The organism is Chryseolinea sp. T2, from assembly GCF_037203685.1.
In the GTDB taxonomy this organism is placed as follows: domain Bacteria; phylum Bacteroidota; class Bacteroidia; order Cytophagales; family Cyclobacteriaceae; genus Chryseolinea.
Window position 1 is genome coordinate 15,054 of the sequence record NZ_JBBCAU010000008.1, and the last position, 16,227, is coordinate 31,280.

14 protein-coding genes are annotated in these 16,227 nt (G+C 47.9%); 6 read left to right on the forward strand and 8 right to left on the reverse strand.

Annotation, left to right across the window (positions count from 1 at the left end; translation table 11 throughout):
- Positions 1–91: 91 nt before the first annotated feature.
- Positions 92–700, reverse strand: coding sequence for a DUF4254 domain-containing protein (locus tag WBG78_RS23325; protein ID WP_337328916.1), 609 nt, complete (start codon positions 698–700; stop codon positions 92–94).
- 174 nt (positions 701–874) lie between these two features.
- On the opposite strand from WBG78_RS23325, the gene WBG78_RS23330 reads away from it, so the two are divergent.
- The 4 genes from WBG78_RS23330 (at position 875) to WBG78_RS23345 (ending at position 5,338) form a co-directional block, all read left to right on the forward strand.
- Positions 875–1,459: a hypothetical protein gene (locus WBG78_RS23330; protein WP_337328917.1), complete on the forward strand. Its 585-nt coding sequence runs from the start codon at positions 875–877 to the stop codon at positions 1,457–1,459.
- Between the two features lie 417 nt (positions 1,460–1,876).
- Positions 1,877–2,455 (forward strand): RNA polymerase sigma-70 factor, encoded by a 579-nt coding sequence (locus WBG78_RS23335; protein WP_337328918.1) that lies wholly within the window; start codon positions 1,877–1,879, stop codon positions 2,453–2,455.
- Between the two features lie 5 nt (positions 2,456–2,460).
- A complete protein-coding gene (locus WBG78_RS23340; RefSeq protein ID WP_337328919.1) occupies positions 2,461–3,462 on the forward strand; it encodes a FecR family protein in 1,002 nt (333 codons plus the stop codon).
- Positions 3,422–5,338, forward strand: coding sequence for an STN and carboxypeptidase regulatory-like domain-containing protein (locus WBG78_RS23345; RefSeq protein ID WP_337328920.1), 1,917 nt, complete (start codon positions 3,422–3,424; stop codon positions 5,336–5,338). The genes WBG78_RS23340 and WBG78_RS23345 overlap by 41 nt, the downstream gene beginning before the upstream one ends.
- 87 nt (positions 5,339–5,425) lie before the next feature.
- Here the strand turns inward: WBG78_RS23345 and WBG78_RS23350 are convergent, their stop codons facing one another.
- The 5 genes from WBG78_RS23350 to WBG78_RS23370 all read right to left on the reverse strand — a co-directional run bounded on the left by WBG78_RS23350 (position 5,426) and on the right by WBG78_RS23370 (position 10,354).
- Complete coding sequence (locus tag WBG78_RS23350) at positions 5,426–6,085, reverse strand: phosphatidylserine decarboxylase family protein (RefSeq protein WP_337328921.1); 660 nt, start codon at positions 6,083–6,085, stop codon at positions 5,426–5,428.
- Positions 6,086–6,312: 227 nt separating this feature from the next.
- Positions 6,313–6,783 (reverse strand): DUF6232 family protein, encoded by a 471-nt coding sequence (locus WBG78_RS23355; protein WP_337328922.1) that lies wholly within the window; start codon positions 6,781–6,783, stop codon positions 6,313–6,315.
- Between the two features lie 264 nt (positions 6,784–7,047).
- Positions 7,048–8,322: a Glu/Leu/Phe/Val family dehydrogenase gene (locus WBG78_RS23360; RefSeq protein WP_337328923.1), complete on the reverse strand. Its 1,275-nt coding sequence runs from the start codon at positions 8,320–8,322 to the stop codon at positions 7,048–7,050.
- 245 nt (positions 8,323–8,567) lie between these two features.
- Complete coding sequence (locus WBG78_RS23365) at positions 8,568–9,401, reverse strand: phosphatidate cytidylyltransferase (protein ID WP_337328924.1); 834 nt, start codon at positions 9,399–9,401, stop codon at positions 8,568–8,570.
- A gap of 20 nt (positions 9,402–9,421) precedes the next feature.
- Entirely contained in the window at positions 9,422–10,354 is a 933-nt protein-coding gene (locus WBG78_RS23370) for a CPBP family intramembrane glutamic endopeptidase (RefSeq protein ID WP_337328925.1), read from the reverse strand.
- A gap of 33 nt (positions 10,355–10,387) precedes the next feature.
- Between WBG78_RS23370 and dusB the strand changes: the two genes are divergently transcribed.
- The gene (dusB, locus tag WBG78_RS23375) at positions 10,388–11,383 is read left to right on the forward strand and encodes a tRNA dihydrouridine synthase DusB (RefSeq protein WP_337328926.1); all 996 of its coding nucleotides are present in this window, start codon (positions 10,388–10,390) and stop codon (positions 11,381–11,383) included.
- 40 nt (positions 11,384–11,423) lie between these two features.
- Positions 11,424–12,335, forward strand: coding sequence for a DMT family transporter (locus WBG78_RS23380; protein ID WP_337328927.1), 912 nt, complete (start codon positions 11,424–11,426; stop codon positions 12,333–12,335).
- An 89-nt stretch (positions 12,336–12,424) separates the two neighbouring features.
- Here WBG78_RS23380 and WBG78_RS23385 read toward each other — a convergent pair whose 3' ends face one another.
- Positions 12,425–13,258, reverse strand: a complete 834-nt coding sequence (locus tag WBG78_RS23385) for an endonuclease/exonuclease/phosphatase family protein (protein WP_337328928.1) — start codon at positions 13,256–13,258, stop codon at positions 12,425–12,427.
- Positions 13,259–13,470: 212 nt separating this feature from the next.
- Positions 13,471–16,032 (reverse strand): M14 family metallopeptidase, encoded by a 2,562-nt coding sequence (locus tag WBG78_RS23390; protein ID WP_337328929.1) that lies wholly within the window; start codon positions 16,030–16,032, stop codon positions 13,471–13,473.
- Positions 16,033–16,227: the final 195 nt, after the last annotated feature.

Consider the following 16,227-nt stretch of genomic DNA (forward strand, 5'->3'; position numbering starts at 1 on the left):
TATCGGGATGATGCCATCATTCTGTGACGATGGTATTTGTTGCAGCTGAGACAGATCCCGGGTGCTTCCTATTGTGCTAACTCAGCTGATGTTATTTCGATTGCTTATACAACACCGGATTCAGTGATGGGTCGTTGTACATCTTAACCTGGCGATATACTTTAAAGCGGCGTGTACCATTTCCGATGTCTTCCATCAGTTCATCGAACGCTGAACGCATGTCGCTCTTTTGCTCCATCAGCAATGCGAGCTTGCTCAGGCATCGCGCGATGTGATCAGGTGCGGCATCGGTTCTTCGCGTTTGCTCCTCCATGTGATAGATCTTTAACATCAGGATACTCATCCGGTCCAGTAGCCATGCGGGAGTTTCAGAGTTGATCCGCGCATCTGGTTTTGGCGTTGCGTTTTTAAAAACATCGAGGAAGTAGTCATCGACGCGTTCCACGACATCTGTACGCTCCTGGTTCGACTTGTCAATGCGTCGCTTCAGTTTAAGTCCTTCCACAGGATCGATGTCCGGGTTCCGGACGATGTCTTCAAGATGCCACTGAACGGTGTCTATCCAGTTTTTTCCATAGAGCAGCGCTTCAAAGCTGCCAGCGGGATACGGGTTGCTGATAGCCTTATCGACATCGTCGTATTTGTGATAGTCTGCAACACTGCGGTTGAAGGCATCGTAGCACTGATTTGCGTTCAGCATATTCATCTTGGTTCGGTTGCAAATGTATGAAACTGCGGGGAGACGAGAAGCCGGGGAATTGAGAATTGAAAGTTGAGAATTGAGAATTGAAAGTTAAGAATGGAGAATTGGAGGCGCCGGTCGCGGGCCGTAACTTTGTGCGTTCTTAACTTTGGTGCTATATAATCTTAAGCAATGTCGTCTCATCACTTTGTAAAGGAAGGACAGGAACCTGCTCTGTTTGTTGTTGATGCCATTGCCGATGATCATCTGATGTCGCTACTGGAATGGTCGCCGCTCGTGATCGTTACCGGCGAGGCGATGCTGAAAGTTGCTTCCTGGGGGATTCGGGTGGATGTCATTGTACTTGATTCGCTTGCGCATAATGAATCCGTTGTGAATGACACCGTTGCGCATGTGGGGCATGCCGACATTATTGATGGATCAGCCGGTCAGGCTAAAGCCGTCCTGTCTTATCTGAGAAGCAGGAATCAACATTCATTGCAGGTACTGGTCCGGTTGCCGGAGCGATGTTTCGGGGATTGGGAACACGCAGATGATTTTCAGATTGCGCTCATTGATTCTTCTATGAAATGGTCAAGGATTCGAGATGGGCGTTTCGAGAAGTGGATCGCTGAGGGATCGGCGTTGCTCACGCAAGGTGAGCAGTTGTCAGTTAAGCCGGCAGTTCTGGTGGGGAGTCAGATTACAGCAGTCACATCGGGAATCATTGAGGTGACGTCGCCGGGACCGTTCTGGATCGGGGAACGGCATCACTAAGCCTTGCCCACCTGAAGCCTTGATGAATACAAAATGACTCCAAACTGAACCGGGGAGTGTAGGATGAGTGCAGAATGAGTGTAGGATGAGTGGAGGATGAAAATTTGCAATGACCACCGCAAAAAGGTTGCGGACGCATCCGCAACTGCAGCCTGCGCCGACCATTTATACCGATTCAATGGTTGACGAAACCTTAATGAAACGTAGTTTGAAGGGAAAGGTTTCCCCTTAGTTTTATGAATAATGACGGAGCGAAGCTAGCAGGCCAACGATTTTAATAGGGTATTCATTTTATTATCAGATAGTTAGAAGCCCCAACACTTTTTTAACGCGCATCATAGGGGGAAATCTTTTCTGAATTGTCATACCACTAGGCTGTAATACCGTAAATTTCGCTGATAACACAACCCAAAAGGAGTGGAATTGCAGGTAGATCAGCTCATTACAACGCTGAGGGCAGGCGATATTGCTGCTTTTGAGATGCTTTTTCGGACATACTACCAGTCACTTTGTAACTACGCCTACACTTTTGTCCGCGACCGCGAGGAGGCAGAGGAGGTTGTTCAATCCGCATTCACGAACGTATGGGAGAAGCGCGATAACCTGTCGATCCACACAGGAGTGAAACCCTATTTGTATGCGATGGTCAGGAATGCCTGTTTGAATCAGCTGAAGCATGAAAAGATCAAACAGCAGCATGCGGCCATGGAAATCGCTGCAGGGGAGCGGAGCATCGAATCGGTGGCGCGAACAGTTGAGGCCTCAGAGTTGGAGACGCGCATCATGGAGGCAATGTCGAAACTACCGGAGCAATGCCGGCTAGTATTTAAACTGAGCCGGTTTGAAGATCTGAAATACGCGGAGATCGCGGACCAATTGAACATATCGATCAAGACGGTTGAAAATCAAATGGGCAAGGCATTACGCGTAATGCGCGAGCAACTGAAGGACTACTTGTTGTTTCTTATTGTACTTATTAACGGGCTCTTTGGCTAAAGGACGTGGAAAGGGATCAGGAACAGATGGATGAGCTTATTGCCAAATACCTCGCCGGTGAAGCGAGCCAGGAGGAGACTGCCCATGTCGTGGCATGGCAAAAAGAGAGTGAAGTTAATCGCCAGTACGTAGAGCAGTTCAACGCGATCTTCTCACACGCCGCTTCCGTGAAGAGCTTTCAGAGCTTTGACACTGATGCTGCCTGGTTACGTGTGAAGAGCACGCTGGAGAAAGACACCAAAGTAGTGCAGTTCCCTTCTCCTCAGAAACGGGATTTCAATCTTTACTGGAAAATAGCTGCCGGATTGTTGTTGACAGTGCTTGCCGGAGTCTACTTCCTGAGGCAACCTGTAGGTACCCGTGATGCTGTTGTTGTAGCGTCGCATACCGAGACCGTTAGTGATACATTGCCGGACGGAAGCAACGTGTTTCTCAATAAGGAATCGAAGATCACTTACGCTTACGATAAGAAAGCTGACGAACGCAGGGTGCGACTCAAAGGTGAAGCCTGGTTCAATGTTAAGCATGATAAGGAAAAGAAGTTTGTGATTGACATCGATGGTGTACTGATCCGGGATATAGGTACAGCATTTAACGTTAAGGCACCTGAGAACTCCAACACGATAGAAGTAGTCGTAAGTGAAGGAGAAGTAATGTTCTATACGGCGAATGACTCCGGCGTATATCTGCGCGAAGGAGCAAAAGGTGTTTATGATAAACAGCTGAAGAAGTTTACAATTGAACAACCGGAAGCCAATGTGCTTGCATATAAGACAAGGGTATTCAACTTCACGAACGCCGAGCTGGTCAATGTTGTTCGTCAGCTCAATGCCGTATATAACAAGCAGATTGAGTTGTCCCCAAGTTTAAGATTTTGTCGCCTCACGGTTGGATTCAACAATGAACCCCTGGAAGAAGTTGTTGCCATCATCACAGAAACGCTGGGCCTGAAGGCCATTGAATCGAATGGGAAAATCCTTCTGGATGGTGCAGGTTGTGCGCCCTGATATTGCCTTCATCCATCGCCTCTATGCAGTGCTGTTACTGCTGGTCTTTACCGGCGTGGCACGAGGCGAGACTCCATTGCTGGAGCGCACGGTCACGGTTTCGCTCGTTCAGGAGCGCCTCGATATTGCGTTAAACAAGATCTCACAACAGGCCGGATTTACCTTTTCTTACAGTCCCTCAATTGTTGATGTTTCACGGATCGTGACGTTCAATTTCGCTGGAAATTCCGTACGGGAAGTCTTGGAGATTCTCTTTGAAGGATCAGTACAATATAAAGTGAGAGGGAATTATGTCATCCTCACGCGTTCGGCAAAGCAGCCTGACGAACAGGTTTACAGTGGATATATCGTTGATGAAGCAACAGGTAAGCGACTGAAAAATGTGAGCGTGTACGATCCGCTTACATTATCGTCGGCGGTTACAGATGAGTATGGTTTCTTTGAAATCACGATCAAGAAGCCGACCGCTGATGAGGTAAGGCTTGCCGTTGCCCGCCGCGAGTATGGTGATACTATTGTTGCCGTAAGCCCCGCGAAGAAAGGTCTGCTCAAGATACCGATGAACTTCAACGAAGAAAGGATGAACACTCTTGCCGACAGCGTCGTGGAGAAGTTCAGAAGATTCTGGCACACTCAGGTTCTCTCACCCGAGAACATTAACATCGACAACATTCAGGATACGCTGTACCGAAAGACACAGGTTTCGATATGGCCATTCATTGGTACCAATCATACGCTTAGTGGTAACGTTATCAATGAATACTCCTTCAACGTGTTTGGAGGCTATGCGTTGGGGGTGACGAAGCTTGAAATAGGAGGTCTGTTTAATATCGACCGTGGAGATGTTTACGGTACACAGATCGCCACCGTGTTTAATGCTACAGGAGGTAAGGCGCATGGCTTTCAGGGTTCTGCAATGGTTAACCTCAATCTCGATACTGTAAGAGGTGCTCAGTTTGCCGGCATATCAAATGTCAGTTGGGCGGGCACTGAAAAGTTTTCTGCTGCGGGAATGATCAACTTCACGCATGGCAGGTCGCGGGGAGCTCACGTTGCTGGCATTGGTAATTTTAATCTTGGCGAACAATCAGGGGCGCAGGTGGCAGGTATATTCAACTTTGCAACGGGTATAACCGGCCCTGCGCAGATGGCTGGCATCATGAACTTCACGACGCGCGACCACGTCGGAGGGCAGGGTGCGGGTATCATGAACTTTTCAGCTGCTAATGTAACAGGAGCCCAGGTGGGAGGGCTCTTGAACTTTGCAGCACAAAAAGTGACTGGCGCTCAGGTTTCGGGAGGTCTGAACTATGCCACCAAAGTCGCGGGTGTTCAGGTTGGTTGTGTAAATATATCCGACAGCATCAAGGGCGTGCCCATTGGCTTCTTCAGTTTTGTCATGAAGGGGTATCATCAGCTGGAAGTCTCCGCTGATGAAGTGTTTTATACGAACGTTGCCTTCAGAACGGGACTTCATTACTTCTACAACATCTTTACGGCAGGGGCAAAGCCATCGACATTCAATGATGAGCACACTTACTGGACGGCAGGTTACGGCGTTGGAACGGCACCCAACCTGACCCGCCATCTGCGACTTAACGCCGACCTGACAGCGAACCAGATATTTTCAGGTTATACGCTTGATGCATTAAACATTGTATCAAAACTGTATGCAGGGATTGAGTATCATCCCGTAAAGAAGTTCGGACTCACTGCCGGCGTAACGCTCAACGCGCACTACACGGACAACACCTACACAGAATATCCTGAGCTGTTCACGGACTATAAGCCGACCATCATCCATGAGACAACGTTGGAGAACAACGTCAATGTGAAGCTTTGGCTGGGCGCTAAGGTAGGACTGCGCTTCTTCTGATACAGAGTGAGGAACAGTGTGAGAGTGAAATATTGTTGAGAAATCCAGATAGTAGCCTCATCGCTCTCACACTGTTCCTCACTCTATTCACTTCAGTTCCGCAATAACCGTACGACCGCCCTTGGTAACATCGCCAATCTTTACGACGATCTTAGCATCGAGAGGAAGGAAGAGATCAACGCGTGATCCGAACTTGATAAATCCGAACTCGTCGCCTTGCTGGTAGACCTGATTTTCTTTTACATAACACTTGATGCGGCGGGCCAACGCTCCGGCTATCTGCCTGAAAAGGATCTCCACGCCGTTCTTCATTTTCACAACGACAGTGGTTCGTTCATTTTCAGTGCTCGACTTAGGATGCCAGGCAACGAGATACTTGCCAATGTGATACTTGTAATAGCTTACAGTTCCTGCTACAGGCATCCGATTCACATGAACATTCACCGGCGACATGAAAATCGAAACCTGGCGGCGTTTCTCGTTGAGGTATTCTGATTCAACTGTTTCTTCGATCACGACCACCTTGCCGTCTGCGGGGGCAAGCACCTGCTTGTCATTTTTGGAGATTTGAAATATTGGATTGCGGAAGAACTGAAGGATGATCAGGTAGAATATAATGCTGGCAATGAGCAGCAGATTCTGGATGAACGTGTGGCCAGGAAAGAAATAAGCAACTACCCAATTGACTGCAAACAGAACTATAAGCAGTACAAAAAGAAGCACACGACCTTCTCTATGAATTGTCATTGAAACGTTTGATTAGTGAATGCAATTGATGCCAGGCAGCAAATGCGGCTCAAAGGTAGGGCATAATTATGAATTTACCTTGATGGCAAATGAAAAGGGGCCGACCATTACGATCTGCCCCTTCGTTCGCCCGCCAGCGAGTTTGATAATTAAGGTTTAACTGTAACTCTTCTCTGTTTCAATTGAATCAAGCTGGCGCTTGAGCATTTACTTTTAAAAGTTCACTACTATACTTTAACTGCCGTGATTGATGTTGGCGGACCGTAATGTGACACAGTAAGCGCATCTACGATCTGTGCGATGTACTCCTTGCGGGAGCTTACAACCACATTGCGTTCACCCTCAGCGGTGGCGATACGTACGGCGTATTTATCACGAAGGAGTCCAATGGTGATCACGCCAATCAGGGCAATGATTCCACCAACTGCAAGTGCCATGGTATTTATTCCGATCGCTGTTCCGCCCACATAGATGTCGTTAACTGTGTTAGCAGGAATCCATTCTGCAAATCCAGCAGCCATCAACACGAGGCCAATGAGCACAAGCAGTATTGCCGGCAAACGGCTGGGTCTCATTACATACAGGCCGTGCTTAATAATACCGTTGAGTTTGTAATCCTGCTTTCGCACGTGGAAAACTGAATCGGTTACGGTGACCTTGTCACCATCCGTATATATGACTTTGTCTTCTCTGGTCATAACAAATAGTTCGAATTGGTTTCTTGTCTTAGTGGTTACAAAAAGACGGCCGCAGTCGTGTGAGGCCGCTTTTTTAATGCAATCACGATTGCGAAAGATGTTTCGCTGAGTACTTTTTTACATGTTGGGGAACATTGTGAAAGCAATTCCTCAACTATTGCGTACCAAAAAAGAAGCCTCCGTGGGGAGGCTTCCGAATTCGACCTTGCTCAGTTTAGGAAAGATAAGGCCTCTTCGACTCTATTTTGAATTGAAATTGAATCCTTAATATCCGCCGCGGAACTTATAAGTCTTGGCTACTTTGTCGATAGCCACCATGTATGCAGCAATACGCATAGGCACATTATATTGTTGTGCAGTCTTATAAACATTCGTGAAGGCATCCTTCATGATCCGATCCGAGCGACGATTAACGCGGTCGGCGGTCCATTTATAACCCAGTCGGTTTTGCACCCATTCGAAATAGGATACTGTTACTCCACCGGCATTCGCGAGGATGTCGGGAACAACCATTATCCCCTTATCATTGATAACGTTATCCGCCTTCGAAGATGTTGGACCGTTTGCTCCTTCCACAATCAGTTTGGCTTTGATGTTCGAAGCATTTGAGCTGGTGATCACATCTTCAGTTGCAGCGGGTACCAGTACATCTACCGGCAGTGTTAAAAGATCGTCGGCTTTGATTTTCTCTGCACCGTCGAAACCTTCCAATGATCCCTTCCGGTTATCGCGATACTGGATTGCCTTGTCAATGTCGATACCTTTTTCATTATAGTAAGCCCCTGACAGATCACTTACTGCCTGAACAGTCAAACCCCTTTCGTTGAGCAAGCGTGCCGCCCATGAGCCTACGTTGCCGAAGCCCTGAACAGCAGTTGTTGCTTTATAAGGATTGATCTTCAGTTTCTCCATAGCTGCCATGGCAGACACCATAACACCACGACCCGTTGCCTCGGTACGTCCCAGAGAGCCCCCCATTACGAGAGGCTTTCCGGTTACGACGGCGTGAGTGGTCATGCCTTTGTTTCTGGAGTACTGGTCCATCAGCCAGGCCATTTCACGAGGGCCTGTTCCCATGTCGGGTGCCGGAATATCCTGGTCTGGACCGAATACGTCGGCCATTGCCTGGGTGTAGGCGCGCATAAGTCGTTCGATTTCACCTGACGACATCTCGCGCGGGTTGCAGGCGACACCGCCTTTTGCTCCTCCATAAGGAATGTCGACGACAGCACACTTCCAGGTCATCCAGGCGGCCAGTGCTTTTACCTCGTCCAGGTTAACCTGTGTGTCGAAACGAATGCCACCTTTAGATGGTCCCAATATGGTGGAGTGGATGACGCGGTATCCTTCGAATACGCGAATCGCTCCATCGTCCATAGTGACGGGCAGTGATACAATTACCTGCCGCGCGGGATTCTTAAGTACGTTGTATATTTCTTCTTCAAGTCCAAGTATCTGTGAGGCCTTTTGAAACCTCGACATCATTGCTTCAAATGGGTTCTCCTTGTCTTTAAGGGGAGCCGGTTCTAGATATGCCATATAGTTCTCCTCGTCCTGTTAAATGTTGTGTTTCGGATGGCGTTTTATGGACCAAGCAGCTTGTGGAAAGCCGGGCAAAAAATCATTCCCGAAAACGGTTGCAAAGTTACCTGAATTTCCTTCCGGAGGATGCAATTTCCTTTAAAAAAGCGACTTATGGCGCTGAGCCTAAGAACATTCCGGCCAATTGAATGCGGCTAAATTTTGTTTGGTAATGAGCTTAAACGATCAAAGGATATTTGGCGCTAAAATATCTCCAGGTAGGCCACAATGAAGGGTGCGGAGATCAGCAGCCCATCGAAGCGGTCGAGGAAGCCTCCGTGCCCCGGGATGCTGGTACCTGAATCTTTGATCTCGATGCTTCTTTTAAGAAGCGATTCAACCAGGTCGCCAAAGGTCCCGCCGATGATGATGATGAGGGCAACGACCATCCATTGAACGAAGGTGAGGGTATGTAAATACACCGACATTCCGTAAGCGAATACCAGCGCCAGGGCGGCGCCTCCAAAGAACCCCTCCCATGACTTTTTAGGGGAGATGCGTTCGAATAGTTTTCGTTTCCCAAGGAATGTTCCTGCGAAGTATGCACCAGTATCACTTGCCCATAATATGAAAAGGCAGCCGAAGATGATTTCAAAGTTGTACACGCCATTGTCGTCAAATACGGCAACATTCAGAAGAGCAAACGGTATGGCTACATACACAATACCCAGAAATGTGAACGCGATGTTTGTAAATGGTTTGCGTTCAAATTTCTTGTACAGTTTGATCATGTACACACACGATACGATGGGAAAGATCAGAAAGTAAAAGCGATAAGAGACTTCGCGCTTTTCGATGAAGAATGATAAAACAAAAATGGCTACACCGCATAATGTGCCGAACCACTTCTGCGGAACGAGTCCATCGAGGCCCGCGAGTTTGTAGAATTCAAGGAGCGAGAACAACACGATGATAAAGAACACGGCACAGTACGTCCACTCGCTTACGCAAACCCCTGTAATGATTGCCGCAGAGCCTAGCAACCCCGTTATGATTCGTTGTGTAAGGTTATTGTACTTTTGAAGAGGCGTGTTCACTGAAAAAAATTAAGATCAGGTTAATAGGGCTCGTGCACCGTTTCTGCCCGTTCATTTGAACGCTTTTTATGAAGCTGATAGATCATTACAGCGGCAATAACGGCGCTTACGATCACCAGACTCCACGGCGCGGCATCGTCTTCTGCTACGTCGGTTGAGATGGCTTTAATATTGTACAGATATCTCAGGATCACTCCAAATGCGTTGTTTACAAAGTGCGCAAACATCGGCACAAGGAGATTGCCTGACCAATAGTACAGATACCCAAAAAGAGCGCCCAGCAAAAGTCTTGGAACGAACCCAAAAAACTGCATATGGATGGCACTGAAGACGAACGCCGAAGCCCATATAGCAAGGTGAATATTGTTTGAACCTCGCCAGAGTTCATTCTGAATCAGACCCCGAAATACAAGCTCTTCGCCAATGCCGGCAATAACGGCCATAATGAAAAGAGCGATCAGAAGACCGCCGATCGTGTCGAAGCTGGTAACTGCATCGGTAGCCTTTCCCAGGAGCTCCTCCTGCTCACGTGCCCATCTTTCGAAGCCGGCCATGAATTCGGGAAACTTCATATGCGCATTCCATTCGGCCAATGGGGAAATGGCAAGAGGGAAGGCGAGCCCGAGAATCAAAACAAGCGAAAGCGTTTTACCGAGGTCTTTGCGATTTTCAATTAAAGGCCACAGAGGCTTATGTTCGAGCGCTGTGATGTGTATCAGCGGAAAAAAAATAAAAGCCACGAAGCTCATGAGTCCCTGGGCGATGAGAAGTGGCATGGCCATTTCGGGATCAATCACTTCGTTTATAGTGCTTATGTCTTTTTCGTAAACGAGTGAAATGATTGCTGCGACAAGAAATGCCGCGGCGATATAGCCGGCGAGGAGAGTAAATGTGATTCTCAGTAGCGACCAAATGGGGGTTCTGTCTGATATCAACGTGCCTGGTCTTAACATTCTCGAAAGTCGCGCTATCTTTGCACCCCAAAGATGGTAAAAATAGGCAACATCGAGTTGGATGATTTTCCGGTGCTTCTGGCTCCTATGGAGGACGTCAGTGATCCGCCGTTTCGTATGGTCTGCAAGGCCAACGGTGCTGATCTTATGTACACGGAATTCATTTCGTCGGAGGGGTTGATCCGCGATGCGGCCAAGAGCAGGCAGAAGCTGGACATCTTTGAATATGAGCGACCCATCGGCATTCAATTGTTTGGCGGCGATATCGGAAACATGGTTCGTTCGGCTGAGATCGCTGCCGAGGCCGGTCCTGATCTCATCGACATCAACTATGGATGCCCCGTGAAAGCCGTTGCCTGCCGGGGTGCAGGAGCAGCTCTCTTACAGGACATCCCCAAGATGGTGAAGATGACTGAAGAGATCGTGAAGGCCACCAGCCTCCCCGTTACCGTTAAGACCAGGCTGGGTTGGGACGACAGTACACGAAACGTTGTTGAGGTTGCCGAAAGACTTCAAGACATCGGCATTAAGGCATTGACGGTGCACGGTCGCACCAGGGTGCAGATGTACAAGGGCTTTGCAGACTGGACTTTGATCGGAAAGATCAAAGAGAATCCCCGTATGCATATTCCGATTTTCGGGAACGGAGATATTGATACTCCGCAGAAAGCTGTCGAATACAAGAACCGTTACGGTGTTGACGGAGTGATGGTGGGGCGTGCGGCGATCGGCTATCCGTGGATATTCAATGAGATCAAGAGGTTTGCAAAGTACGGGGAAGTATTATCCCCTCCGGATATACAGGAACGCGTTGATGTGACCAGACAACATCTGCTGTTTTCGATTAAGTGGAAAGGCGATCGCCTTGGCATTTTCGAAATGCGCCGCCATTATTCAAACTACTTCAAAGGGCTTCCCGATTTTAAACCTTTCCGCACACGTCTCGTTGAACTGGAGAACGAAAAGGACATACTTGCTGTTCTCGATGAAGTGGCCGACACCTATGCAGCTACGCTCATTGGTGGTTAGGCCTGAGTCCAACATCGTTAACTATTAAAAATCACCCTCCGTGACGGAAAATCAAACGCGCAGTAAAGCTTATATGCTTTTGGGCATACTTGCGTTAATCTGGGGCACGTCTTTTATTCTTATCAAACAGGGTCTGAAAGTTTTTGACGCTGATGAAGTAGGCGCACTACGCGTATCAGCGGCATGTCTTTTCCTGCTTCCGATGGCATTGAAACAGGTGAAGGGCTTGCAACGCTCTGACTATTGGAAGTTGTTCGCTGCGGGAATGATGGGAATATTCATGCCGGCATTTTTGTTTGCTGCCGCGCAGACTCATATGGATAGCTCTGTTGCAGGCATATTGAATACACTGACTCCACTGTTCACTTTGATTATCGGTACGATCGTATTCAGGCAACGCTTTGCTGTGAACGCAGTGCCTGGTATACTGCTTGGACTTGTTGGGGCGCTCACACTAATTATATCGCGCAGCAAAGGAGTGATTGGATTCAATGCCTATGCGCTGTTCATCGTGCTTGCATGCCTTTCATACGGGAGCAACCTCAACTTCACGAAGTACAAACTACCGCATCTCAAATCAACAACTATAACAAGTGTAGCGTTGCTATTGATCGGTCCCCTGGCTCTTTCTTATTTGCTGCTCTTTACTGATTTCACAACGACAATTACTCATGCTGAAGGAGGCTGGAAGGCCGCGGGCTTTGTTGTTCTGCTCGGTTTGATGAGTACATCGGTGGCGACTCTGCTCTTCAATGAACTGGTCAAGATTTCGGGCCCGATGTTTACGAGCTCTGTAACCTACCTGCTGCCTATCGTTGGTCTCCTCTGGGGACTTGCCGATGGCGAGGATATTGGCACAGGCCATTTTATTGGACTCGGTGCCATCATGATTGGAGTTTACCTTGCTAACAAGAAGCCAGCTGTAGCACGGACACCGGCGCGAACTGCATAGTACGATGCCTTTTGGGTTCCCTCAGCCGTTTCTGAAGTGAACGGCGCTCCTGGTTACTGACCAAACACGATTGATGTTTAACGACAGGGTTACTTCGACAACTCAACCATTACTGGCAAATGGTCTGAAGGGTAGTACTTCCCATCGTTATCCGTTATTGCTTTGTAGTTGTTAGCCTTCCATTCAGAAGTATGGAATACATAATCGATGGGGCGGCATTCGATCGAGTTGACTTTGAAAGTGCAGAATGTGCCCGGAGCAGGCGATGGAGCCGGATCAAGCAGCTGTAAGCCTTCTTTTGACATGATAGCAGTGTAAGGAGGTTCCTCCCTCGTGCAATTAAAGTCTCCTGTTACGATAACCGGAAGTTTGCCCGCAAGTTCAGCACCACGCTTTTTAATGAGGAGCGCGCTTTCACGCCTCGCTTCTTTGCCCATGTGATCGAAGTGAGTGTTCAGCATAAGAAACGACGCACCTGATTTCTTGTCCTTCATGACTGCCCAGGTGGCAACGCGCGTAATGGCCGCGTCCCAGCCTTTGCTTCCGGCAACGGTAGGAGTAGGCGAAAGCCAGAAGGTTCCTTCTTTCGTGATGGTAAATTTATCCTTCCTGTAAAGAATTGCTGAAAATTCGCCTTTCGTCTTTCCGTCATCGCGACCAACGCCGACGTAGGCGTAATCTTTGAGGTTTGAAACCAGGTCGGTAATTTGATTGTATAAAGCTTCCTGTACGCCCAGAATATCCGGGTTGTATTTTTTAATCAAAGCGTACACTTTCGGCGTGCGTTTGCCCCATTGATTGACGCTGTCGTTTGGTGTGTCATACCTGATGTTGTAGGTCATCACCTTTAGTGATTGCGCATACATTGAAGTTGTCATGAACATGACTGCGAAGCAAATCAGGATTTGGAAGAAGCGGAGCATAGGTTGATGTCTTTAACAGGTCAGATTGTTGACTGCTGGAAGCTTTGTAAAAAACATCCGGCAAGATTAAACCCGGGAACAAACTTTCCCTTCAAAGTCCAAATAACAAATTATTATTTATTTACTCTACAGATAATAATGCGAATGATTATCTATTGGCTTCATCGGTTTGAAAGCAATGCAAGACTTGGGATAATGGCGAGGCAGCCGCCTTATCTCGCCGATGCTGGACTTAACAACGGTCCAAAGAAGATCGCATTCATGAAGATCCTGTTCGTGCCAAACCAGAATGCTCTGAAGCACATGTTGTCAGTGAACCCAATTACACGGCCCTGACCTGAAACACTAACACCCGCGACGGAGCTCTGCTTTGCAAGAGCATAATTCTCTTTCGAAACGTAACCGCTCATCAGCGGCGACGCAGTATACACTATTGGATTGCTGTATGAACCTTTCGCCTTCTCCATGAATAAGTTGTTTGACTTAAACATTGGCAGCTTCTGTGAAGTATATCCATACAACAACGGATTGGTCAGGTCAACTTGTGACTCGAAGATCGCGCCACTGGTTTCCTGCGCACCGGTGTATTCATCGATGTCAGCATAGGGACGGGGCTTCTGGTCCTTCTTTTCGTCTTCCTTCTTCATATCGAATTTTCCAAGACCCGCGCCGCTTAACCAGTTGAGTGCATATTCAAATCCAATGATGGTACCACCTTGTTGCGTCCAGCTTCTCAGCTTTTCTTTTGTGCCTTCTGAAATGCCGGTGGAGCCCGAAGTCGCCGGCATGATAATAGTCGTATAGCGCGAGAGTGATGCGCGCTCGAGAACATTTGTAGGAATAAGCGTAACCGGGATGTTGAAGCGCGTGTCGAGCAGGTGCCAGATCTCACCAGCATCAGTTGCTGATATGCCATCTCCCACGATCATTGCAATGGATGGTTTCTTCAATGGCATGAAAGAACTGCTACCGAGGCTGACGCCCTGGTAGTCCAGTCCGGTTTTAAAGGCATAGATATCGATACCGTCCTTGTTGACGATGTCGTTGAGGAGGAGTTCGATTTGCTCGGCATTCTTGTCCTGTCCGCTGACGGGTATCAGTATGGATCCGCGTTCAAAGCGTTTGTTGTCCGTGTTGTAAAATGGATCACTCGCAACCTTAATTCTGATTCCATGGCTAAGTAATCGGTACATGGCGCGCGGTGCATAATAGCCGAATGGCTCGAACACGTAGGCATATTCTGATTTGTCTCCTACGCGTTTACCGAGAGGCATTTTCGGCTCCGATAGTTTTTCGCCCAACTGGGGCACTGTACGCAATTCCTCATAGTCGACACCGAAAGCAAGAGGAAGCGTCCAGCTGGAAATGTCGTAGAATAAACTATCCTTAAACGAGGTACGCTTTTCAAACATGCTTTTGATGAGCTTGTATTGTCGCTGATTCAGTGGCACAACGTAGCTGTTATTTGCGGCGAAAGTTTTTCCGTTCTGATTGATGTTCGAAGAAGGTTTGTATACATCGATAGCCTGACGAGTCATTACTTCGGCAAGATGAAATGCGCGCAAGGCATCGTGTGAAGCACCAAATATGTAGGCTTTGGTAGCATCCTTGCCTGCTTCGGAAATGGCATCGCGATAAAACTGACGCTGGTAGTTCAGAAGATCTTCGCGCATTGCATTCACTGCCTTCAGTGAACTGAGAGCGGTAACAAACTGATTTCGTATCGTGAAAGGAAAAGTCAATACACCATTAATGCTTTCCTGTGAGTGACCGCGCGAACTGGCTTGCTCGAAGAGAATGCCAATGGAGCCCTGTACATCGGGGAAGGTAGACCCTTTTCCATAGTAGAAGTCGTCGTATCCTTCCTGTGTAAAGTAGTAGGACCCGATTTCATCCAGTGCTTTGGCATGATATGTTCCGATCTGTTTTGTGAGTTCAAGGTTTTTTGCCGGCGTCAAGGGATGCATTCTGGCGGGCACTCCCGGTTGAAAGAAAAAGCTTGAGTTCGTTCCCATCTCATGATGATCGGTGAGTACATTAGGTCTCCATCGTTGAAAAGTTTTTACGCGTGCACGCGACTCAGGGTGTTGTGCAACCAGCCAGTCGCGGTTCAGGTCGAACCAATAATGATTGAATCGTCCTCCGGGCCAGGCTTCGTTGTGTTCTGTATCGTTTGCATCCGTTGAAGTCATCACGCTTTTGCGCGAATTCACCCAACTGCTGAAGCGTTGCATACCATCTGGGTTGTAAGAAGGATCAAACAGGATTACAGTATTGTTGAGATAGTTTTCAATTTCGGGACCTTGAGCTGCTGCGAAATAATATGCAGCTAACAAACCCGCATTGACGCCACTAGCTTCATTGCCATGAATGCTGAATCCGATATAGAAGACGGCCGGCATGTTTTTCGTATCGACTGAAGAGGCGCGAGACGGATCGGACAGTGCAAGATGTTGTTGACGGATATCCTCAAGTCGATCGTGGTTTTTTGGCGCCGTTATCGTTAGCAATAGCAGTGGGCGGCCTTCATAGGTGTATCCGGTGACTTCAAGGCTGACGCGATCTGATGCCTTATCGAGCGCATACATATAACTGACAAGGCGGTCGTGTGTTACATGCCACTCACCTACTTCGTGACCAATAATAGACTTTGGTGTTGGAACAGACGGATGAAAGGTGATGTCGTCCGGGAGGTAATAGCTAAGGTCGGGCTGACAGTTTGCGAGCTGAACAAACGATGTAACCAGGATGAAAACCAGAAGAATCTGCCGCATAGGGTTGAGTATAGGTAATAAACTTTGGCGCTAGTCAAATAAAGCATTAAAGGAGGATTGAAAGCCTTCTTTTTTATGAATGGGTTTTAGCATACGATCGAGGGAAAATGCGGCAGCTTCCCATACGTTCACTGTTAAGTCTTTGTAAATAAATTGTTGAAAGATTTAAAGCGGGTTTAAAGCTTAAATGTACGG